We start from the raw sequence: 21,647 nt of genomic DNA, 5'->3' as shown, positions 1-21,647 counted from the left end.
TACTTTATTAGGCGATTTGAGCATTAATAAAGGAGACTATTTCATTCATAGCGACGGCCGACTTCTCACCACTGCGGCGATGTTTATATTCGAAGTTGCCCTCATCCATACTGCGATCGCCAATAATGATGGTATGTGGCACACCGATCAGTTCCATATCTGAGAACATTACGCCCGGGCGCTCTTTACGATCATCAAATAGCACTTCAATACCAGCTGCGGTCAGTTCCGCATACAGCTTTTCAGCAGCTTGTTGGACGCGCTCTGATTTGTGCATGTTCATGGGGACAATCGCCACTTGGAAAGGCGCGATCGCGTCAGGCCAGATGATGCCGTATTTATCGTTGTTTTGCTCAATGGCTGATGCCACAACGCGTGATACACCAATGCCGTAACAACCCATCTCTAAAATGGTGTTTTTACCATTAGAATCAAGAACGCCACAGTTCATTTTCTCAGAGTAGTTGGTACCCAATTGGAAAATATGACCCACTTCGATACCGCGTTTGAGCATTAGTGTCCCTTTGCCACATGGGCTTGGGTCGCCTTCAACGACGTTACGGAGGTCTTCCACTTTCGCTAGCTCAACGTCACGGCCCCAGTTGATGCCAAAGTAGTGTTTGCCATCGATGTTGGCTCCTGCGCCAAAATCGCTCATGACGGCTACGCTGTGATCAACGATAAATGGCAATTCAAGACCAACAGGGCCAAGAGAGCCTGGGCCTGCACCAATCAGCGCGCGAATCTCTTCTTCGCTAGCCATTTCTAGCGGAGCGGCAACTTCAGCGAGTTTCTCGGCTTTGATTTCATTGAGTTCATGATCACCACGGATGATCAGTGCCACGATAGAGGCATCGATCTCATCAGATGCTTTTACAAACAGTGTTTTAACTGTTTTTTCAATCGGTAGGCCATGCTGCTCAACCAATTCAGCGATGGTTTTGGCGTTTGGCGTATCAACCTGCGTCATCTCTTGAGTTGGCGCGGCGCGCTCAACGGCTGGCGCAATGGCTTCCGCTTTTTCGATGTTGGCGGCGTAATCCGATTCAGTTGAGAAGGCGATGATGTCTTCACCACTTTCAGCCAATACATGGAACTCATGCGAGCCGTTACCACCGATAGCGCCGGTGTCGGCTAATACTGGGCGGTAATCAAGCCCCATGCGATCGAAGGCTTTACAGTAAGCTTCGTGCATCGCTTGGTAAGATTTCTCTAAGCCTGCTTTATCAATATCAAAGCTATAGGCATCCATCATGCAGAATTCACGAGCACGCATCACACCAAAACGAGGACGTCTCTCATCACGGAATTTGGTTTGAATCTGGTACAGGTTCAGCGGCAATTGCTTGTAAGAGCTGACTTCGTTGCGTACCAAGCTGGTGATCACTTCTTCTGCTGTTGGACTAAGCACAAACGGACGAGTATGGCGGTCAGTAAAGCGAAGTAGCTCAGGGCCCATTTTCTCAGAGCGGCCTGTCTCTTCCCACAGTTCAAACGGTTGCACAACGGGCATCAAGGTTTCGATTGCACCGGCATTGTCGATCTCTTGACGAACGATGTTTTCGACTTTACGCAGCACACGTAGACCAGTAGGCAGCCAGGTATAAAGACCTGAAGCCAGCTTACGGATCATACCTGCACGTAACATGAGCTGATGGCTCACGACTTCTGCGTCGTTTGGAGTCTCCTTCAAAGTAGAAAGAAGATATTTACTGGTACGCATTCTATGGTATCCGTTTCATGATAGTTAAAAGCGCTCTCCAATGAGAGGCTAGAATTAAGCCGCTAATAATATCAGCCAATCGGCTTTGTCAAAAGCGTTCTATTGCGGTTACTGAGACTAAGTTGTTTGCGATAGTGAATTTTACGTTCAGATCGAACAGATTTACCGCATATTCTTTATGATCGATTTTGTGTTTCTTATAGGCTGGGCGAGGGTCTTGAGCCAGCACTTGCTCAATGACGGCTTTAACCATGTCGTGATCTGCACGCGCATTCAGTGCTGTTAACGCCGCTTGGCTAAAGGTCACTGCGATCTTGTCGGGCTCGCTCTCGGCATAGCCACCGCTGGCTGTGGCTATCGAATCGGAATAGGGAATATAGGGTTTGATGTCAATGATCGGTGTGTTATCGACTAAATCTACGCTGCCTAGTTCCAAATAAACCTGATCACCTTGCTGAGTGACGCCTTTCAATTCAACGGCAGACATACCGATGCCGTTAGGTCGAAACGTGGCCCGTGAAGCAAATACGCCGATCCGCTCATTTCCGCCTAAGCGCGGTGGGCGCACCGTCGGTTTCCAACCGGCATCGAGGTTTTGGTCAAACAGAAAAAGTAACCAGACATGGCTAAATTGTTCGATACCTCGCACCGACTCTAAGCAATTAGCGTGACCGATGAGCTTGACTCTCGCGCTTGCGCTCGCCACTAAGCGAGGTTGGCGAGGAACGGCAAATTTTTCTTTATAAGGCGTTTCAATAGTGCCAATCGGAGCAATGGTGTGCATATCCGTATCCGTCTTTTTTCACGTTGGTTGAGAAAAATATCACATTTAAGCTTGCTTTTCTTCTTGGTAATGATTATTAATTGGCATGTTATAACATAACAATTTAAGTGAGGGAAAATTGATGAAAGACGGAATTCATCCGCCATACCAAAAAGTGGTTTTCCACGACACCAGTGTGGATAAGTATTTTATTGTGGGTTCAACGCTAAAAACTGATCGGACGATCGAGTGGGAAGATGGCAACACCTATCCTTATTTCACCTTAGATGTGTCGTCTGAATCGCATCCGTATTACACCGGTAAGCAGCGAGTTGTTCAAAAAGAAGGACGAGTGGCGAATTTCAATCGTCGCTTTGCTCAGTTTGGTAAGGAGTAAACTATGAAAGTATTAAGTTCATTAAAAAGCGCAAAATCACGTCATCCAGATTGTCAAATCGTCAAAAGACGCGGTCGTTTATATGTAATTTGTAAAACCAATCCAAGATTTAAGGCGGTTCAGCGCTAATGAAGAGAAACGGTTGGACAGGCCAGTGATTGTCCAACCGTCAAAACGTGGTTATTTGTTCGCTTTAGCCAAAATGCGATCCAAATGGTTGGCAAATTCGCGCCGTTCTGTTTGAGAAAGCGCACTTGGTCCGCCAGTTTGGATACCGCTTGAGCGCATTGTGTCCATAAAATCTCGAATATTGAGGCGAGCCTTGATGGTCTCTTTGGTATACAGCTCACCACGAGAATTGAGTGCCAAGCCACCTTTGGTTATCACTTCATCGGCCAGCGGAATATCGGAAGTAATTACCAAATCGCCCACTTCTACCCGTTTGACGATTTCGTTATCGGCAACATCAAAACCACTGGGGACTTGCAGTGAACGAATGTTGGATCGTTGCGGAATCGGAACGACATGATTGGCCACAAAAGTACATTCAACGCCCGTCCTTTCGGCTGCGCGGACAATGGTTTCACGAATTACTTTCGGACATGCATCGGCGTCCACCCAAATTTTCATCATTCAATTACTTCTCGGTTAGTTGTGCCTCTAGGGCTGCTACTCGGGCTGACAAAGCGGCTAGTTGCGTTTCAAGTTCGGCTACCTTGCTCGCGCTATTTTCCGTACTAACGCTCACTTCTACTTTGGGAACTCGGTGTGCATTTTTCCAACTTTTGATGGTTGCAATCAAGGCTGGCATTGGCACTGAGGTGCTAAGACGTGACTTTACTAAGGCCACACTCGGTTCCTTTCCCTGTTGTTGTAAGAGAGTCAAGATGTTTTCTAGTTCTTGAGTGACATCTTTTGTGAGCATAGGTTGTCCTTTTTGTGAGTTGCTGTGATCTTACCTTTTATTTACCAAGAGCAAAAGTGGCGAAGTGTTGTAAGAGATCTCGCACATTGTTTGTAAGAAATCACAGTGTTTAGCGCAGTGTTTGGTGGTGATTTTTTTATAACTATTTGTTTTTAATTAATATATCTATTTCTTTAGGTTGTTTTTTTTAAAATGATATTTTTAGGTGATTGTTTCTTAAAGCCAAACGAGTAAATTGAACCCTGTCGGAAGGATTCTGACAAGGAATTACAAAGCACCAGGGTTTGGTCTCTTCAGGAAGAAGACAAGGTTGTTCACGAAGAATAACCACGCAGGATGCTAGGACAGCGTAAGGATACAACAGTTGGCAGGATGCGAGCTGCATGGATTGGCGATGGACACCTTGTGGATAAGGCAGGACAACATCAGGATGATGTTATGGACACCGCTCAAGGAACAAGTGATGAGTATTGACCGGAGTGTTAGTACCATGGAAAGTTTGGACACCGCTAGGATGGCGATGCAGGATGAGCCGAAGAATTGGCCACTATTATGGATGATGCATGGAGCACACAATTTAGTAGCTGGACTGCTGCGAGTAAGACTTTAAGCCTCGACACATGCGTGTTGAGGCTTTTCTTATTACTTGCATTCTGGCTTTAGCGTGTTGTTGCTTCAAAAAAAGTTCATATGATAAGTGCAGCAAAATAATAACAACAAAAAAACAATCTAGATCAATTACCTCATCGTTCGGTTGGTTTAATTTTCGGCTTCTTTGCAAAAATAGAGTACCAGATTTTATCTGGGCTAAGGCGTATTGCCCTGAGCCTAGTTGAGTCTTTCGGTATTATTTTGCGGCTAACAAGGATTGTACGTGACAACCGTAACAAGAAGAACGCTTCTTCTCCCTTACACCGATTCGTTAGAGTCTGATTTTTTGATGCTCAATTGTTGCGCCAAAAATCGGGCACAGATGAATGGCCCTAAAACGGTCGCTTCAGCAAAACAGCTTTTTCAACGAGTGCTTCATGATCCTCATTTGTACGCAATGGCGGTGTTAGATAATTATAACCGCGAATACATGGGGCATTTGTTCATTGAACTTGACGAAGAGCGAGCAGAACTCGGTTTTCTTTTTGATAAATTGTATTGGGGCAAAGGCATTGCAACTGAGGCATTGAAGGCTTTTTTACCTAAAGCAGCCTACCAATTGCAACGACAAAAAATTACAGCCACTGCTAATATTGGCCACCATGCCTCTATTGCGGTACTCAAAAAACTCGGCTTTGAGCTGTTGGGTGAGAAAGAAGATGTTTTTGGCCCTTATTGGGAATTTGAGTTTACATACGATGAGGCGGCAAATGAAAAGCAGATGGCCTAAAGCCTATCATTTGTAATTCACCTTGGTAGCAGTCGTCACCTAGTGCAGAAAACTCAAACCAATAAACGGTATGCCAACGCCAGAGTCCTTCTGGCGTTTTGAATTTGTGGTGTCCAAAAGCAACGCTGATCAGCTGTAAGTCGAGTTGTTCGCATTTTCGACTGATCGCCGCTTTTGCTAATTCGGCTTGGCGACGCTGTTGCCAGAAAAGAAAGCAGCCCAAGCTGAGTAATAAAATAGCCAATAGATCGCCTAGCATAAACATTCCAGTTATTGAGCTTTAGTTGTTTGTTGTAAGCGAATTAAGGCATCGGCTAATTCGATCGAAGGGCTAGAATGCAGCAGTGGCAGCAGTACCATTCGCAGTTCTGGCAGCATCACTAAATCAGCAAAGAGCTGGTTAAAGAGGGCTTGATTGCCTGTTTGCGCCAAGCGTAATAAAAACGTTTCGGCAAGTGATGGGTTAGACAATACATGCCACGAGCGCCCTGCAATGGCAATTAATATCTCTTGATGGCTCAAGCGTGGGCTTTGCAGAATACGTTCAACCAAGGTCGCGGTGAGTGCATTATTCGCACCTGATAAGGCTCGTATTAAAGCAGAGAGTAAGAACAGATCAGGTTCGTGGCTTTCGATGTGCAGCATTGCCATCTCTTGCAAACGCAGCGCCAACTTATCATTCAACGGTGCACTATGTTCGAGTGCCCCAAGCAGGGCATACAAAGGCTGAGCGGAGAGGTGGTTTAATGCTTTCCTTAGTAACACGCTATTTTGTTCTTTGTTTAAACGAGCACAAATATCAGTAATGCCTTGTAAGCCGACCGTCTGCCAGTTTTCCCAGCCTAAATCCCCACTAAAATAGTGTTGCGCATGCTCATAATATTGGCTTGATGGTAGGTTCAACTGGGCGCGTATTTGGCTGTGGAATACTGCCATTTTGTCGTCGCTCGGTTTAAAGGTATAAGGGTTATTGGCAAGCTTTTGCTGCTGCTCATCGCTGAGGTCTTGATGCAAACGTGACCCCATCGCTTCAAGTACAAACTTGATGAAGTTACCTATCTCAGCTTGTTTGAGTAGGCCGCGTTCATCCAAAGAGAATTTAAGAAACCAGATCCAAGGTTGTTGGGCTTGGTTCCAATACGCGATGGCAAGATGAGCATGACGCTGCAATGGATAGGGATACGGTTGTTGACCTTTTTCTACTTGAGAAAAGTGTGTATTTTCAATCGGGCAGATGCGTCTTCCTAAATCAAAGATCCGATATTGGCTACCACTATTGGTGAGCAATTGGCTAAGCGTATGAATGGTATCCATGGATAAAGTGGCCTTAACTTGTGTTCTTGAATAACTATTTTTGATCAATAACTCTCTTTGAACAATAAATGGTACTCTATAGCCCATTTTCAAGGTCACTTAGCAAATTAACTTGGTGAATAATGACAGTAAGCACAAAACTGACCCACCTGTTGAAGCAACTAGAAACTCAGTTACGCAATTCTCAGTACTGGCAATCTCAGCCGCCAAGCGAAAGCGCATTGATGAGCACAGAGCCTTTCTCCATCGATACCCTCACTCCGGAGCAGTGGCTGCAGTGGATTTTCATCCCCAAAATGTTATTGGCAATTGAGCAGCAAACAGAGCTTCCTCAAGGGTTTTCGCTCACTCCCTATTTTGAAGAGGCATGGCAACATCAAGCGGAATTGGCTGAGGTGATTGCGTTGCTACGTTTGATTGATGAGGTAAGCCAACCATGTTAGAGATTCTGTATCAGGACGATGATTTGGTCGCCGTGAATAAACCCGCAGGAATGCTGGTGCATCGCTCATGGCTAGATAAACACGAAACGCAATTTGTGATGCAAACGCTGCGCGACCAAATTGGCCAGCATGTGTTTCCCCTACATCGATTAGATAGGCCAACTTCTGGCGTGCTCGTGTTTGCGCTCTCCAGTGAAGTGGCGGCACAAATGATGCCGATGTTTGCCAACCATCAAATGGAAAAAACGTACCATGCGATTGTGCGTGGTTGGATTGAACAAGGGGATGTGCTTGATTACCCACTCAAAATCGAGCTAGATAAAATTGCCGATAAGTTTGCCAAACAAGATAAAGAAGCCCAAGAAGCGATCACCGCTTATCAACCATTAGCGACAGTAGAAGTGCCGTATTCAACCGGGCGTTTCCCAACCAGCCGCTACTGTTTGGTGGAAATGAAGCCGCAAACGGGCCGTAAACATCAGTTGCGTCGTCATATGCACCATTTGAGTCATCCGATTATTGGTGATACCACTCATGGTGATGGCAAGCACAACCGCCTATTTCGCGATCATTATGACGCGCAGCGTCTGATGCTCCATGCCTCTGAATTACGTTTTACTCATCCGTTTACAGGCCAAGCATTAGTGCTTAAAGCTGGTTTTGATGAGGTATGGCAAAGGCTGTTTACTCAGTTTGAGTGGAGCCAGCCGATATAAAAACAAAACCCTCGCGATGCGAGGGTTTTGAGTATTGGGATGTAACTGAAAGTGGTGTAGCTTATCGAGCTATTCGGTTCATAAAAACCTTCAGTTCATAAAACCGACAGCTTATAAAACGCTCGCTACTTTGCTAAATATTCTTGAATGGAACGCTCGATTCCTTTGGCATCTAAACCTAATTCTGCATGCAGCTCTTCTTGTGTGCCTTGAGCGATGAATTGATCAGGCAAACCTAGATTGAGTACCGGTTTTAGGATTTTCTCTTTCATCATCAGTTCAATGACGCCGGCACCTGCACCACCTGCAATCGCATTCTCTTCCAAGGTCACTAGCACATCATGTTGCGCAGCCAGTTGGCGAATGAGTGTTTCATCAAGGGGCTTAACAAATCGCATGTCAGCCACTGTTGCATTTAGCTTATCGGCTGCTTCAAGCGCATTTGGTAGGAAAGTGCCAAAGTTGAGGATCGCGATTTTTTCATTCGCGATAGCCGTGTCACATTGGCGCATAATGCGTCCTTTGCCAATCTCTAACGCACTAAATTGGGTTTGGATTTCGACTCCCATGCCATTGCCACGAGGATAACGCACTGCGCTTGGCCCTGTGTGTTTATGGCCGGTATAGAGCATTTGTCGGCACTCATTTTCATCGGCGGGTGCCATGATCACCATGTTGGGAATGCAGCGCATGAAGCTTAAATCAAACGCACCTTGGTGAGTTTGGCCATCAGCTCCGACTAACCCTGCGCGGTCAATGGCAAACATAACCGGTAAATTCATGATGGCAACATCGTGGATCAGTTGATCATAACCCCGTTGTAAAAAGGTTGAGTAGATCGCCACTATCGGATGATCTCCCGCAATCGCCATACCTGTCGCAAGGGTGACGGCATGTTGCTCAGCAATCGCCACATCAAAATATTGTTGTGGGAACTCTTTTGAAAAGCGAACCATGCCAGAGCCTTCGCGCATCGCGGGTGTAATCGCCATTAATTTTGGATCTTGCGCGGCCATGTCGCATAAAAAATCGCCAAAGATTTTAGAAAAAGTAGGTTTAGCATTGCTGCTTTTTGGTAGGCTAGTGTGGCTCGGGTCAAATTTAGGAACGCCATGGTAACCAATCGGATCTTTTTCTGCGGGCTCATAGCCTTTGCCTTTTTTGGTCATGATGTGCAAAAACTGCGGGCCTTTGAGCTCGCGCATGTTGCGTAATGTCTTGATAAGTTCAATCACATCATGGCCATCGACTGGGCCGATATAGTTAAATCCAAGCTCTTCAAACAAGGTGCCGGGTACGACCATGCCTTTCAAGTGCTCTTCTGTGCGGCGTACCAGCTCTTTGATAGGCGGTATGCCAGAGAGCACTTTTTTGCCCCCTTCACGGATTGAGGTATAAAGGCTACCGGAAAGCAGTTGCGCTAAATGGTTATTCAGTGCGCCGACGTTTTCAGAGATCGACATTTCGTTGTCGTTGAGCACGACTAACATATCCGGATGAACGTCGCCAGCATGGTTCATTGCTTCAAAGGCCATGCCTGCGGTGATAGCACCATCACCAATCACGCCCACCACTTTGCGATTTTTCCCTTCTTTACCTGCACTGATCGCCATCCCTAAGGCGGCACTGATTGAGGTGGACGAGTGGCCGACAGAGAGCGTGTCATATTCACTTTCTTCACGCCAAGGAAAAGGATGAAGACCGTCTTTTTGACGAATGGTCGACATTTGCTCGCGGCGACCAGTTAATATTTTGTGCGGATAAGCTTGGTGGCCTACATCCCAAATCAGCTGATCGAAAGGGGTGTTATAGACGTAGTGTAGGGCAACCGTTAATTCAACCGTGCCTAAGCCTGACGCAAGGTGGCCACTCGACTGACTGACGGAATTAAGAAGGTAGTTTCTTAATTCATCACACAACGTTGGCAGAACCTCTTTCGGCAGACTGCGCAGTTCATCGGGTGTATTTGCTAAAGCCAGTGTTGGGTATTTTGAAATATCAAGAGTCATAATTTTGCGCGCTTATAGTTTAGTTCTTGCGCTCGACGACGTATCGGGCGAACTCTTCGAGTGATTCTGTATTGTAGGGTATTGCTTCCAAGGCTTGAAGAGCTTCCTGTAACAGACTTTGTGCTTTATCAATAGCACCTTGTAACCCTAGCAGCGCTGGGTAGGTACTTTTATTGAGTTGTTGATCCGAGCCTTGAGGTTTACCTAGTGTCTCTGTATCGCTAACGATATCCAAAATATCATCTTGAACTTGGAATGCGAGACCAACGGCATCGGCATAGCGATCCAATTGTGGTAGTACCGCAAGCCCTTTTTCACCAGCCGCAAGCGCACCTAAACGGATTGCACAACGCATCAAGGCTCCCGTTTTATTGCGATGGATCTCTTCTAATTCCTGCACTGAAACCAGACGATTTTCCGCTTGCAGATCCAACGCTTGCCCTATACACATACCTTGAGCACCGGAAGCTTGAGCCAACATTTGGACCATCTTAATGCGGTTGACTTGCGCATGTTCGGCGAGTTGACCTTCTGCCAAAATAGTAAAGGCCAGTGTTTGCAGGGCATCGCCCGCTAAAATCGCGATGGCTTCGTCAAATTCGATGTGACAAGTGGCTTTACCGCGACGCAATTCATCGTCGTCCATCGCGGGAAGGTCATCGTGGATCAACGAATAAGCATGAATACATTCTATTGCGCAGGCTGGGGTATCGAGTTCATCTGGCGTACAACCAAGCATTTGCCCTGTGATATACACCAAATAAGGTCGAGCTCTTTTGCCGCCAAGTAACAAACCGTAGCGCATCGCGTCAATCAACGGTTGTTTTTGGTGCGGTAAACGGCCTAACCAAAGGTTTAATTGGTCAATATTTCTTTGCTGATAGGAGCTCAGAGCCTCAATCATAGGGCACTCTTTCTACTAAGTTGTGGTATCTACTAGGTTACGATCGACCGTTTCCCTGTGACTTAATTGACAGGTTCATGTCACATAGCGAGCGATGAGATCGATAAATATGAGTCAGTAATAAGTATGTATCAGTAATACGTGCCTATTACTCAGGTAGTTCAGTAAAGTCAGAGAGTGGCGCGTCATCGCTCGCACTGAGCAAAATACTGACTCGCTGCTCCGCTTCACTTAACTTACTTTGTCCAGCACGAGCAAGGGATATTCCGCGCTCGAATTTTTTTAGCGCATCATCTAAGGCTAAATCGCCATTTTCTAGCTGTTCCACTAAGCTATCAAGTTCTTCGATTGTCGCTTCGAAGGACATATTTTCAGGTTTCTTGCTCGCCATAATCTTTTTATCTTGGTAAATATGCACGAAAGTTACCTTAGGGCGTAGTGATGGTCAAATTTAACCAACGATTTTTGTCTGAAAAGTCCCTCTTTTGGAACTGTCACTATCACAAATAATAAAAATAATAATACGATACTTAGCAACCAGACCGATATTTACTGAAATAGTGACGGTGACTCAGAATCTTGGCCATATCAGTGTGCTGGCAACAGTGCATCTTTGCTCAGTTTAGGTATAAACTGAATAGAGAGAATTTCGGTATGATCCAATAATTTACTTAAAGATTTGAATCTATTGCCGATAACGAGTTTAAACTCATTATCGCGGGTAAGCAGCATGAGGAGTGCTTTGTGGATTTAGCAACGCTGATAGGCCTGATCGGAGGCCTCGCTTTCGTTATCATGGCGATGATTTTAGGCGGAAGCCTAATGATGTTCTTCGACGTCACATCTATCTTGATCGTAGTGGGTGGGTCAATGTTTGTTGTATTGATGAAGTTCACGATGGGACAATTCTTCGGTGCAGCCAAGGTGGCAGGTAAGGCATTTATGTTCAAATCCGATGAACCTGAAGATTTGATCGCGAAAATTGTAGAAATGGCTGATGCGGCGCGGAAAGGTGGTTTTCTTGCATTAGAAGAGATGGAAATTACCAATAGCTTCATGCAAAAGGGAATCGATTTGCTGGTGGATGGCCATGATGCTGACGTGGTGCGCTCTGCTTTGCAAAAAGACATTGTATTGACTGATGAGCGTCATTCACAGGGAACTGGCGTATTTCGTGCCTTTGGTGACGTAGCGCCAGCGATGGGCATGATCGGTACTTTGGTGGGCTTGGTTGCCATGCTGTCTAACATGGATGACCCCAAATCAATTGGTCCTGCCATGGCCGTTGCCTTATTAACTACCTTGTACGGCGCTGTTCTCTCGAACATGATTTTTTTCCCGATTGCAGATAAACTCGCTTTGCGCCGAGATCAAGAAAAGCTTAACCGCCGTTTAATCATGGATGGCGTTCTGGCTATTCAGGATGGACAAAACCCACGGGTCATTGATAGTTATCTGAAAAACTACCTCAATGAAGGCAAGCGTGTTTTAGATGTTGATAGCGAATAACGGAGCCTGTAATGGATGATGAAGAAGGCTGTAAATGCCCACCTCCCGGCTTGCCGTTGTGGATGGGAACCTTTGCCGATTTAATGTCGCTGTTGATGTGTTTCTTCGTACTGCTGCTCTCTTTTTCCGAGATGGACGTTCTGAAGTTTAAACAGATAGCAGGCTCGATGAAGTTTGCTTTTGGTGTGCAAAATCGTTTGGAAGTGAAAGACATTCCTAAAGGGACAAGCATCATTGCACAAGAGTTTCGCCCAGGCCGCCCCGAACCGACACCGATTGATGTCATCATGCAACAAACCATTGATATCACGCAGCAGACACTTGAGTTTCAAGAAGGGGATTCAGATCGAGCGGGTGGTGTTCAGCGTGAAGAAGGTCAATTGACGGGGGGGCAATCCCCTGAAACTTCAACGCAGAATAATCAAAATACTCAATCGGAAATGCAACAACAGCAAGCAGAATCTATGTCGCAAGAGATGGAAATTGTTGAACAGGACATCAAAAAAGCGTTAGCAAGAGAAATCGAACAAGGCGCTATTGAAGTTGAAAACTTAGGTCAGCAATTGGTGATCCGTATTCGTGAAAAAGGTGCGTTTCCCGAAGGCTCTGCATTTCTACAACCTAAGTTTCGTCCATTGGTTCGTCAAATTGCCGATCTGGTTAAAGATGTGCCGGGCATTGTGCGTATTTCTGGCCATACCGACAATCAAAGTGTCGATTCTGAATTGTATCGCTCAAACTGGGATCTTTCGGCTCAACGAGCGGTTTCTGTGGCGCAAGAGATGGAAAAGGTTCGTGGGTTTTCTCATCAACGACTCAGGGTGCGTGGTATGGCCGATACCGACCCAGTCGGCTCTAACGATACGGAAAGTGAACGTTCACGCAACCGCCGAGTAGAAATCAGTATCATGCAAGGTGAACCGCTGTACAGTGATGAAGTTCCATCCGTTCAGTAAGTTACGTTGGATTATGTAAAAACACATAGACGAGCGCTAAGGCTCGTCTTTTTTATGGTTATCACCTCGTGTATAATCCTGCGCCCTTAGCGGTGTATCAGTAGCAAGCAGAATGCGACCCATTGATTCACCACGTTGCCCAATCAGATTGCGAATAGAACTATGAAATTTATTGTTAAGCCCCATCCGGAAATTTTTGTTAAAAGTGACTCAGTACGCAAGCGCTTCACAAAAATTTTAGAGTCCAATATTCGTAATATCATCAAACGAAGAACAGAGTCAGTCGCGGTATTTAACCGTCGCGATCACATTGAAGTGGCTGCGCAAAGTGACCAATACTATCAAGAAGTCCTTGAAATTCTGACTCACACTCCTGGCATCCAGCAAGTGCTCGAAGTGCAGCAATCTGAGTTTAAGGATATGCATGACATTTACGAGCAAGTGTTAGCACTCAGCCGTAATAACATCGAAGGAAAAACTTTTGTCGTGCGTGCTAAGCGTCGAGGAAAGCATGATTTTACCTCAATCGATGTTGAGCGTTATGTTGGTGGTGGTTTAAACCAAGCAGTTGAGAGTGCAAAAGTTCAACTAAAAAACCCGGACGTTACCATCAATATTGAAATAGCCGATGAATTGCTCAATCAAGTGATTGCCCGCTATAAAGGTTTAGGTGGTTTCCCTCTTGGCACTCAAGAAGATTTATTGAGTTTGATTTCTGGTGGTTTTGACTCGGGTGTATCAAGCTATTTACACATCAAACGTGGCTCAAAAGTGCATTATTGCTTCTTCAATTTAGGCGGTCCAGCGCATGAAATTGGTGTAAAGCAAGTGGCCCATTATTTGTGGAATAAATACGGTTCTTCAGCCAAAGTGCGTTTTATCTCGGTCGATTTCGAACCTGTGGTGGCTGAAATCTTAGAAAAAGTAGACGATGGTCAAATGGGTGTGGTGCTAAAACGTATGTTTATGCGCGCCGCAGGCATGATAGCTCATAAGTTAAATATTGAAGCTTTAGTGACCGGAGAAGCGTTGGGTCAAGTTTCGAGCCAAACTCTAACTAATCTTCGTCATATTGATGGTGTGACAGATACTTTAATTTTACGTCCTCTCATCAACTGGGACAAAGAAGAGATTATTAAAGTGGCGCGCGAGATTGGAACAGAAGATTTCGCCAAAACGATGCCAGAATACTGTGGGGTTATTTCAAAAAGCCCAACAGTTAAAGCGGTGAAAGCGAAATTAGAAGCCGAAGAAGCGAAGTTTGATTTCTCAATCCTAGAGCACGTAGTTTACAACGCTCGTCAAATGGATATTCGTGATATTGAGAAAGAGAGCCAAGAGCAAGCACCTGAAGTTGAACAAGTGACCGCTATCGAAAAAGATGCGGTGGTACTTGATATTCGTAGCCCAGATGAAGAAGATGACAAGCCACTGCTGATTGAAGGTGTGGAAGTAAAACATTTGCCTTTCTACAAGTTATCGACTCAGTTTGGTGATTTGGATCAATCGAAAACATATCTCTTATATTGTGCGCGCGGTGTGATGAGCCGGCTTCAAGCTCTGTATTTGAAAGAGCAAGGCTTTAACAACATCAAGGTATATCGACCTTAATCGTTATCTCGATACAGAATCGACCGCTCACGTTTTCGTGAGCGGTTTTTTTATGGCTCCGACTTAATCACAGACATAAAAAAACACCGCCCAAGGGCGGTGCTAAAGAATTTGACAGACAGGTCAAACAATAAATACAGGAAGTATATGTTTTGGTGCAGGGGATAACTGCACAAAACAGGATGGTAGAATTCTACCTCACTCGAAATACGAGTTTGCAAACACAACATCGCAACAAAAGCCAATTGATTCATAACTGAATCAAGCCGTTCAGGCCTTGTTGCGGGGTGAAATATAGAATTTCTCTAGCCGCTCGGCAATGGACAATTTATAATGTTTCAGATTAAAAAAACTAATCTAATTTTTGAGTGTACCTATGTCCAGAAGATTGCCACCATTGAACTCGCTGAAAGTGTTTGAAGCGGCAGCTCGCCAGCTGAGTTTTACTCGCGCTGCGGAAGAGCTATTTGTGACACAAGCCGCAGTCAGTCATCAAATCAAAGCGTTAGAGGAATTTTTAGGGTTAAAGCTATTTCGCCGTCGTAATCGTTCTCTGCTATTGACAGAAGAAGGGCAAAGTTACTTTCTCGACATTAAAGATATCTTCACCGCACTCTCTGAAGCCACCGATAAGGTACTAGAGCGCAGTGAGAAAGGGGCATTAACCATTAGTTTACCGCCGAGTTTTGCGATTCAGTGGCTCGTGCCGCGTCTGGCCGATTTTAACCAGCAAGAGCCGGATATTGATGTGCGTATCAAAGCGGTTGATATGGATGAAGGTTCGTTAACCGATGATGTGGATGTGGCGATTTATTATGGGCGAGGTAACTGGCCTGGTTTACGCGCGGATAAGTTGTATCAAGAGTTTTTGATCCCGCTTTGCTCTCCTTCACTGCTGTTAGGCCCTAAGCCTTTAGAAACACTGGACGATCTAACACGCCATACTCTGCTACACGATACTTCACGTAAAGATTGGAAACAGTTTGCCAAAGAGAACGATCTTGAAGGGGTGAATGTCAACCACGGCCCCATCTTTAGCCATTCGACCATGGTGCTGCAAGCGGCGGCGCATGGGCAAGGTATCGCACTGGGGAATAACGTGTTAGCTCAGCCAGAGCTGGAAGCGGGTCGCTTGATTGCGCCTTTTGACGAAGTGTTGATGACTAAAAATGCTTTCTATGTGGTCTGTCACGAGAAGCAGGCCGATATGGGGCGCATCGCCACTTTCCGTGATTGGATGCTCAAAAAAGCCAGAAGGGAACAAGAGGTATTGTTAGATGAAGAGTAAGTTATTGCTCACTATCGCGGCTTTTATGGCGGGCGTTGGTGTCGCTCTAGGAGCTTTTGCGGCGCACGGCCTAAAAGCGTATTTAACCCCTTACTTGCTTTCGGTGTTTGAAACGGGAGTGCAGTACCAATCGATTCACGCTTTAGCCATATTAGCGTGTGGTATTTTGCTGCGTTGTCGTTTGGGATCGAAAGCACAAAAATATTTTTTCATTGCGGCAATTTGCTTTATCATCGGCGTCCTTTGTTTTAGCGGCAGTCTTTACGCTTTAGCACTCACGGGCATCAAGTGGTTTGGCCCGATCACGCCATTTGGTGGCGTGTTCTTTATGCTAGGGTGGGGAGTGTTTGGCTATGCAGCACTTAATATTCAAGAGGTGGACCAGTGAAACACGTAATGCTCTATTGTCGTGCAGGCTTTGAAAAAGAGTGTGCCGGAGAGATCCAAGATAAAGCGACTAAGCTAGAGGTTTTTGGTTTTCCTCGTTTGAAAAACAATACGGGTTACGTTTTGTTTGAGTGCTATCAGGCCGGTGATGCTGATAAGTTGGTTAAAGAGATCGATTTCCAATCGCTTATTTTTGCTCGTCAGATGTTTGCGGTAGCGGCGGAATTTAGCGATTTACCTAAAGATGATCGTATTTCGCCTATCTTATCTGAACTCGCCGAACTTGAGGATTTTCCGTGTTGTGGTGACATTCGCATTGAAACGCCAGATACCAATGAAGCGAAAGAGTTGCTCAAATTTTGTCGTAAGTTTACCGTGCCATTGCGTCAAGCGTTACGTGGCAAGGGGATTCTGTCTAACAAAGAGTCGGCGAAGAGACCTGTGCTACATGTCTGCTTTATTCAACCCGGACACTGCTTCGTTGGGTATTCGTACACCAACAATAACTCGCCTTTTTTCATGGGTATTCCTCGTTTGAAATTCCCAGCCGATGCGCCAAGTCGTTCCACTCTGAAGTTGGAAGAGGCTTTCCATGTGTTTATTCCTCGTGAAGAGTGGGACGAACGTTTGGCTCCGGGAATGTGGGCGGTAGACTTGGGTGCATGCCCGGGGGGCTGGACTTACCAACTGGTGAAGCGTTCGATGTTTGTTCATGCTATCGACAACGGTCTAATGGCTGAAAGTTTGATGGACACAGGACAAGTGAAACACCATGCCGAGGATGGTTTTAAATTTGAGCCGCCACGCAAGAACGTGACTTGGATTGTGTGTGACATGATTGAAAAGCCAGCTCGTGTTGCGCATTTAATGGGGCAGTGGATCCTCAAGGGTTGGGCGAAAGAAGCCATCTTCAACTTAAAGCTGCCAATGAAAGGGCGCTATGATGAAGTTTTACAAGATATTGAAAACCTAAAAGTTTTTCTGATTAAAAATGATGTAAAGTTCCGCATGCAGGCAAAGCATTTGTATCATGATCGTGAAGAGATCACAGTGCATGTCCAATGCTTGTCGAACATCTCTCCGCACTAATGCTCCAATAGGTTAATTTAACGCTCCTTTCTAGGAGCGTTTTGCTATTCTGGATGGGATACTTGCGCTGAAAAGCGAATGTCTTGCAAGTTAAAACCGAGCTCTATATCGGTCTTTAGTGTGGCAATGTGTTTGCAGACTCGCGCCATATCGATCTGCTCATCAAATTTTTTACGGTATTTCTTGGCCAAATCAGCACTGGCGTAGGCCGCTTCTATGTCGGGAAATTGTGTTAATATCTCTTTTGCTGCTTTTGGACCAATGCCGGCAATGCCGGGAACTTGGCTTGAACTGATGCCCGTTAATCCCCAAAAATCGGTTAATTGGCTCGGCTTTACGCCAAATTCCTGTTCAATAAAGGGTTGATCTAACCAACGATGTTGAAAGTAGTCACGAATTTGTAAAGTGGGAGAGAGCAGTTGGCAGTAGCCTTTATCGGTTGAAATGATCGTTACTTTTTCACCGTGGCTTGCCACTTTCGTGGCTAAGGTGGCCACCAAATCATCGGCTTCATCACCTTCCGAGAGCAGTGAATCAATCCCTAATTCCCACCATGCTTGCTGAATGGCGTCTAAGCCAAGTTGCAGTGCTTCTGGCATCGGCTTCCGGTTCTGCTTATAAGTCGGTAGAAGTTGTGCTCTCCAGCCCCGGTCTTGTAAGTGATGATCAAACACGGCGATGATGTGGGTCGGTTGAGCTTCATTGATGATACGGTGCAAGGTGCGCGAGGTTGTCTCTATGGTTCTTGCCATATCGTTAGGATCGGGTTGTGCGGAGTGCACCCGACGGATCAAATTCAAAGCATCAATGATGACAAGGTGTAAAGACATAACGACCAAAAAATAAGGGCTTAATAAGCCCTTATTGTAATGATCTCACTTAATATTGCCACTCATCCCCGGCATAAGTTATTTTTGCCTTTAATGGTTATTGGTTGCAATTTTATAGCAAGGTTCATAAGCACTGCCACCGGGCAGCTTCATTCGGTGTTGTGCAACGAAGTCTTTTAGCAATAGATCCATTTTTTTCATCAATTGGGCATCGCCATCAATGATGAATGGGCCGTGACGTTCAATTTCTCGAATGCCTTCCGCTTTCACATTACCAGCGACAATGCCAGAGAAGGCGCGACGCAAGTTAGCAGCGAGTACTTCTGGTTTTTGGTTTAGGTGTAAATCCAAGTTGGCCATACTGTCGTGAGTCGGTTCAAAAGGCAGTTGGAACTCAGGCTCGATTTTGAGGGACCAGTTGAAACTATAAGCATCACCACTATCTTTACGATGCTGACGAACCAGCGGCATCGCTTGGCTCATGATACGCGCCGCTTTTTCTGGATCATCAATGACGATTTGATAATGTTGGCGTGCTTTTTCACCTAATGTTTCGGCAATGAATGTGTCGATTGAACGGAAGTAGGCTTCGCTCTCTTTTGGACCAGTCAGTACAATTGGCATTGGTTGGCTTGCGTTATCTGGGTGCATCATGATACCCAAAATGTACAGCAGTTCTTCCGCTGTTCCTGCTCCACCGGGGAAAATAATGATGCCGTGCGCCATTCGCACAAAAGCTTCTAGGCGTTTTTCAATATCCGGCATAATCACCAATTCGTTCACAATCGGATTCGGTGGCTCGGCGGCAATGATCGATGGTTCGGTTAAGCCAAGATAGCGTTGTGCGGTATAGCGCTGTTTAGCGTGTCCAATGGCGGCCCCTTTCATTGGCCCTTCCATAGCGCCTGGTCCGCAGCCTGTACAAATGTTCAGTTCACGTAAGCCCAGCTCATGGCCCACTTCCCGCGTATATTGGTACTCAGTAGGGTTGATAGAGTGTCCACCCCAACAAACCACTAAGTTAGGTTCAAGACCGGGAACCAAGGCACTGGCATTACGCAAAATACCAAACACTAAGTTGGTGATGTGAATGGCATTGGTAAGATTTAGGCGCTGATTATCCGCCAGATGCATGTTGACATAAACGATATCGCGTAGGACCGAAAACAGATGTTCTTGAATTCCTTTAATGATCTGCCCATCAACAAAGGCATGTTCTGGTGGATTCGTCAGCTCTAGCTTGATACCGCGTTCACGGCGCATGACAGTGACATCAAAAGATTTATATTTTTCAAGAAGTTCTTTTGAGTTATCTGTATGGCTACCAGAGTTAAGTACCGCCAAAGTGCAGTTGCGATACAGTTGATATAGATCGCTCGACGCGGTCTTTTTTAGACGCTCAACTTCAAGTTGAGAAAGCAGATCCATGCTGCCTGTAGGGCTGATATGAGTAATCATACTGGCCTCCTTAGTTGAGAAGTAAGGAAAATGTCCACGCTACGACTAAAGTTGGTTTTTATATATACCCGCTTAGTATGGAGTATAGGTCATGGTTCGTTTAGTGACGGATGTGCGATAGGACGATATAACTGATTGAAATTACAGTATCAATCTAGTTCTTTTCTCGATTGTTAGGAAATGTTTATGCAAGCAGAGTGTGATGTTCAGCACGCTTTAGTTTGGTTTTGTTCAAATAGCGACCAGTTAAGGCCGCGATTTGAATGGATTTCTTTTGTCTACATCCGATCTGGACTTGTGTTTATTTCCAAACTACTTGGTTAGGACCGAAACTCTTGGCTTCTAGTAACGAGCGGCGTAAACGTTCAAGTACTTCCTCTGGCGTATCGGAGTCTTTAAAACAGGTACTCGCGGCTGAAAGTGTAATCGTAATACTCTTGTCTCTGAACTTGAAAGGGAGCCTCGATACATGACGTTGAATGTTTTTTACCACCTTGAAACAGTGATTATCTTCTTGATCGGGAAGTAAAATAATAAATTCTTCACCAGAGAAACGTGCCACGGTATCCGTATCAGATGCTTCTTTGGATATGGTGCGGGCAATAATTTTAAGGGCTTTATCACCTGCCGTATAGCCAAAGCTATCGTTGATAGTTTTGAACTTATCAATATCAAAGATTACGATTCGGAAAGTGTGTTGAGCTCTTATCCAGCGCCGATATTCCAGCTCAAGGTGGTCATTAAAGGCCGTGCGATTATAGACTTTTGTCAGTGGATCAAGCAGCAAGCGCTGAGACTGATCTTCCAATCGACGGCGATAATCTTGGGTGAGCTCAAACAGAGCTTCCATTTGATTTTTGCCATAATTTAAGCGTTCAATCAGTGCCTGCTCGCGTTGCTCTGCATGACTTAAGCGTTCAGAAAGTGACGCCATTTCGCATAATATAGGTGAAACGGAGAGCTTAAGATCGTCAATCGCCACAGAATCTTTGATTAGGGTTTGGCTTTGGGTAATCAAAGCGGCGAGTTCAGCATTCATCTCTTGGCGATGTTCAAAGTAACTCTGGCTTTGGTCTGCGTTGTGAGTGCTACTTTTAATGTGTTTTGTGAGTGATGAGTTGACCTGTTCTAAAAACTTCTCAGATGTTTTTCGCTCACTGTTGGTGCCATCAATCACCAGTTTTAGAACCTCTAACGTCAACTCTAAGAGCGTTGATGTCGATACGCCAATCAACAGCTTGGCACGAATATCTACCAGTAGTTCCCCTGATTCACCTTCAAAATCCAATTCAGTGATCAGGTGTTGCAGTTCATCGGATAGCTTGGTCAATAGCTCTCTATCCGCGACATGCAGCTCGCTGATGGCCGTATTCGGGTTCGCTGTTATTATTTTGATTGCACGTTCATAAATCCCAAGCAGTTGAATCGCTTGTTCGGCTTTAGGCTGAGCTTCTGAAAAACTGAGCAGATCACGCAAATCACGCTTAAGTTTGGCGGGTAGGCCAGCAACGCGAAGTAATGTTTCCCCACAATGTTTGATTTGAGAGTCCAAATGAGAGTTTTCTTTTTCCATAACCAAAGTTTGTTGCTTCAACATGCGCTCCAATACGGCTAAGCGAGGTATGAGCGTGCTTACATCTTTTTGTTGCTCTAGAGCTTCACGAAGATCCGATAAATTAATATTTAGCTGATGATCATTACCCTGACACGCCAAGCTTAGTGATGCGACGATCCGTTTTAGGACAGTATGTTCTCGTTTAAATTTGAACGAAGTGTCCCTGTGTGTCAAACGAACCTGTTCCAACTGAGTTTTCAGCTGCTGTAACTGTGTTTGAATATCCTGTTCGAGAGCGCCCATGTACAACTAAACTAAACTGCGAGGATCGTTAGGATCCTATTAATTGATTTATCGATAATAACAAATTAATTGCCCACGTCACTGCT

23 protein-coding genes are annotated in these 21,647 nt (G+C 45.3%); 11 read left to right on the top strand and 12 right to left on the bottom strand.

Annotation, left to right across the window (positions count from 1 at the left end; all coding sequences use genetic code 11):
* Nucleotides 1-7 precede the first annotated feature (7 nt).
* Both AACV12_RS08860 and tsaA read right to left on the bottom strand, forming a co-directional pair.
* Nucleotides 8-1,723 carry a proline--tRNA ligase gene (locus AACV12_RS08860; protein ID WP_017047972.1) on the bottom strand — a complete coding sequence of 572 codons (1,716 nt, stop codon included), beginning with the start codon at nucleotides 1,721-1,723 and terminating at the stop codon, nucleotides 8-10.
* Between the two features lie 88 nt (nucleotides 1,724-1,811).
* Nucleotides 1,812-2,507, bottom strand: coding sequence for a tRNA (N6-threonylcarbamoyladenosine(37)-N6)-methyltransferase TrmO (tsaA, locus tag AACV12_RS08855; protein WP_047688902.1), 696 nt, complete (start codon nucleotides 2,505-2,507; stop codon nucleotides 1,812-1,814).
* A 121-nt stretch (nucleotides 2,508-2,628) separates the two neighbouring features.
* Between tsaA and AACV12_RS08850 the strand changes: the two genes are divergently transcribed.
* Nucleotides 2,629-2,883 carry a type B 50S ribosomal protein L31 gene (locus tag AACV12_RS08850; RefSeq protein ID WP_010319081.1) on the top strand — a complete coding sequence of 85 codons (255 nt, stop codon included), beginning with the start codon at nucleotides 2,629-2,631 and terminating at the stop codon, nucleotides 2,881-2,883.
* Nucleotides 2,884-2,886: 3 nt separating this feature from the next.
* Nucleotides 2,887-3,012 (top strand): type B 50S ribosomal protein L36, encoded by a 126-nt coding sequence (ykgO, locus tag AACV12_RS08845; RefSeq protein ID WP_010319082.1) that lies wholly within the window; start codon nucleotides 2,887-2,889, stop codon nucleotides 3,010-3,012.
* Nucleotides 3,013-3,063: 51 nt separating this feature from the next.
* Here the strand turns inward: ykgO and AACV12_RS08840 are convergent, their stop codons facing one another.
* Together AACV12_RS08840 and AACV12_RS08835 are read right to left on the bottom strand one after the other, a co-directional pair.
* Nucleotides 3,064-3,513 carry a YaiI/YqxD family protein gene (locus tag AACV12_RS08840; protein WP_026027673.1) on the bottom strand — a complete coding sequence of 150 codons (450 nt, stop codon included), beginning with the start codon at nucleotides 3,511-3,513 and terminating at the stop codon, nucleotides 3,064-3,066.
* 7 nt (nucleotides 3,514-3,520) lie between these two features.
* Nucleotides 3,521-3,808 carry a hypothetical protein gene (locus tag AACV12_RS08835; protein WP_047688899.1) on the bottom strand — a complete coding sequence of 96 codons (288 nt, stop codon included), beginning with the start codon at nucleotides 3,806-3,808 and terminating at the stop codon, nucleotides 3,521-3,523.
* 868 nt (nucleotides 3,809-4,676) lie between these two features.
* Here AACV12_RS08835 and AACV12_RS08830 point away from each other — a divergent pair.
* Nucleotides 4,677-5,189 carry a GNAT family N-acetyltransferase gene (locus tag AACV12_RS08830; RefSeq protein ID WP_013857407.1) on the top strand — a complete coding sequence of 171 codons (513 nt, stop codon included), beginning with the start codon at nucleotides 4,677-4,679 and terminating at the stop codon, nucleotides 5,187-5,189.
* Here AACV12_RS08830 and AACV12_RS08825 read toward each other — a convergent pair.
* Entirely contained in the window at nucleotides 5,149-5,448 is a 300-nt protein-coding gene (locus AACV12_RS08825; RefSeq protein WP_170900191.1) for a DUF3301 domain-containing protein, read from the bottom strand. The two genes, AACV12_RS08830 and AACV12_RS08825, sit on opposite strands and share 41 nt — an antisense overlap.
* A gap of 11 nt (nucleotides 5,449-5,459) precedes the next feature.
* On the bottom strand, nucleotides 5,460-6,503 hold the full coding sequence (locus tag AACV12_RS08820; protein ID WP_170900190.1) for a DUF3549 family protein: 1,044 nt from the start codon (nucleotides 6,501-6,503) through the stop codon (nucleotides 5,460-5,462).
* Nucleotides 6,504-6,625: 122 nt separating this feature from the next.
* Here AACV12_RS08820 and AACV12_RS08815 point away from each other — a divergent pair, with 122 nt between their 5' ends.
* A complete protein-coding gene (locus AACV12_RS08815; protein ID WP_170900189.1) occupies nucleotides 6,626-6,946 on the top strand; it encodes a YqcC family protein in 321 nt (106 codons plus the stop codon).
* The gene (gene truC / locus AACV12_RS08810) at nucleotides 6,940-7,662 is read left to right on the top strand and encodes a tRNA pseudouridine(65) synthase TruC (RefSeq protein WP_017045581.1); all 723 of its coding nucleotides are present in this window, start codon (nucleotides 6,940-6,942) and stop codon (nucleotides 7,660-7,662) included. Before AACV12_RS08815 ends, truC begins: the two co-directional genes overlap by 7 nt.
* Before the next feature lie 125 nt (nucleotides 7,663-7,787).
* Here the strand turns inward: truC and dxs are convergent, their stop codons facing one another.
* The 3 genes from dxs to xseB all read right to left on the bottom strand — a co-directional run bounded on the left by dxs (nucleotide 7,788) and on the right by xseB (nucleotide 10,966).
* The gene (gene dxs, locus AACV12_RS08805) at nucleotides 7,788-9,671 is read right to left on the bottom strand and encodes a 1-deoxy-D-xylulose-5-phosphate synthase (protein ID WP_013857403.1); all 1,884 of its coding nucleotides are present in this window, start codon (nucleotides 9,669-9,671) and stop codon (nucleotides 7,788-7,790) included.
* A gap of 19 nt (nucleotides 9,672-9,690) precedes the next feature.
* The gene (gene ispA, locus AACV12_RS08800; protein WP_013857402.1) at nucleotides 9,691-10,575 is read right to left on the bottom strand and encodes a (2E,6E)-farnesyl diphosphate synthase; all 885 of its coding nucleotides are present in this window, start codon (nucleotides 10,573-10,575) and stop codon (nucleotides 9,691-9,693) included.
* 148 nt (nucleotides 10,576-10,723) lie between these two features.
* Complete coding sequence (xseB, locus tag AACV12_RS08795) at nucleotides 10,724-10,966, bottom strand: exodeoxyribonuclease VII small subunit (RefSeq protein WP_010319093.1); 243 nt, start codon at nucleotides 10,964-10,966, stop codon at nucleotides 10,724-10,726.
* 353 nt (nucleotides 10,967-11,319) lie between these two features.
* Here xseB and pomA point away from each other — a divergent pair, with 353 nt between their 5' ends.
* From pomA to rlmM, 6 genes are all read left to right on the top strand, one after another.
* Nucleotides 11,320-12,084, top strand: coding sequence for a flagellar motor protein PomA (gene pomA / locus AACV12_RS08790; protein WP_013857399.1), 765 nt, complete (start codon nucleotides 11,320-11,322; stop codon nucleotides 12,082-12,084).
* Nucleotides 12,085-12,095: 11 nt separating this feature from the next.
* Entirely contained in the window at nucleotides 12,096-13,040 is a 945-nt protein-coding gene (locus AACV12_RS08785; RefSeq protein WP_017044193.1) for a flagellar motor protein MotB, read from the top strand.
* Between the two features lie 162 nt (nucleotides 13,041-13,202).
* Complete coding sequence (gene thiI / locus AACV12_RS08780) at nucleotides 13,203-14,651, top strand: tRNA uracil 4-sulfurtransferase ThiI (RefSeq protein ID WP_026028114.1); 1,449 nt, start codon at nucleotides 13,203-13,205, stop codon at nucleotides 14,649-14,651.
* Between the two features lie 376 nt (nucleotides 14,652-15,027).
* Nucleotides 15,028-15,939 carry a transcriptional regulator GcvA gene (locus tag AACV12_RS08775; protein WP_026027676.1) on the top strand — a complete coding sequence of 304 codons (912 nt, stop codon included), beginning with the start codon at nucleotides 15,028-15,030 and terminating at the stop codon, nucleotides 15,937-15,939.
* On the top strand, nucleotides 15,929-16,327 hold the full coding sequence (locus AACV12_RS08770; RefSeq protein ID WP_013857395.1) for a DUF423 domain-containing protein: 399 nt from the start codon (nucleotides 15,929-15,931) through the stop codon (nucleotides 16,325-16,327). The genes AACV12_RS08775 and AACV12_RS08770 overlap by 11 nt, the downstream gene beginning before the upstream one ends.
* Nucleotides 16,324-17,415 carry a 23S rRNA (cytidine(2498)-2'-O)-methyltransferase RlmM gene (gene rlmM, locus AACV12_RS08765; protein WP_170900188.1) on the top strand — a complete coding sequence of 364 codons (1,092 nt, stop codon included), beginning with the start codon at nucleotides 16,324-16,326 and terminating at the stop codon, nucleotides 17,413-17,415. The genes AACV12_RS08770 and rlmM overlap by 4 nt, the downstream gene beginning before the upstream one ends.
* A gap of 44 nt (nucleotides 17,416-17,459) precedes the next feature.
* Here rlmM and xni read toward each other — a convergent pair whose 3' ends face one another.
* The 3 genes from xni to AACV12_RS08750 form a co-directional block, all read right to left on the bottom strand.
* The gene (xni, locus tag AACV12_RS08760) at nucleotides 17,460-18,245 is read right to left on the bottom strand and encodes a flap endonuclease Xni (RefSeq protein WP_026028115.1); all 786 of its coding nucleotides are present in this window, start codon (nucleotides 18,243-18,245) and stop codon (nucleotides 17,460-17,462) included.
* A gap of 90 nt (nucleotides 18,246-18,335) precedes the next feature.
* Nucleotides 18,336-19,703, bottom strand: a complete 1,368-nt coding sequence (gene ppnN, locus AACV12_RS08755; protein WP_017044198.1) for a nucleotide 5'-monophosphate nucleosidase PpnN — start codon at nucleotides 19,701-19,703, stop codon at nucleotides 18,336-18,338.
* 301 nt (nucleotides 19,704-20,004) lie between these two features.
* Complete coding sequence (locus tag AACV12_RS08750) at nucleotides 20,005-21,561, bottom strand: GGDEF domain-containing protein (RefSeq protein ID WP_094164171.1); 1,557 nt, start codon at nucleotides 21,559-21,561, stop codon at nucleotides 20,005-20,007.
* Nucleotides 21,562-21,647 lie beyond the last annotated feature (86 nt).

The organism is Vibrio sp. 2-2(8) (assembly GCF_963888495.1).
GTDB lineage: Bacteria > Pseudomonadota > Gammaproteobacteria > Enterobacterales > Vibrionaceae > Vibrio > Vibrio anguillarum.
This window is presented reverse-complemented; position numbering and strand designations above follow the sequence as displayed.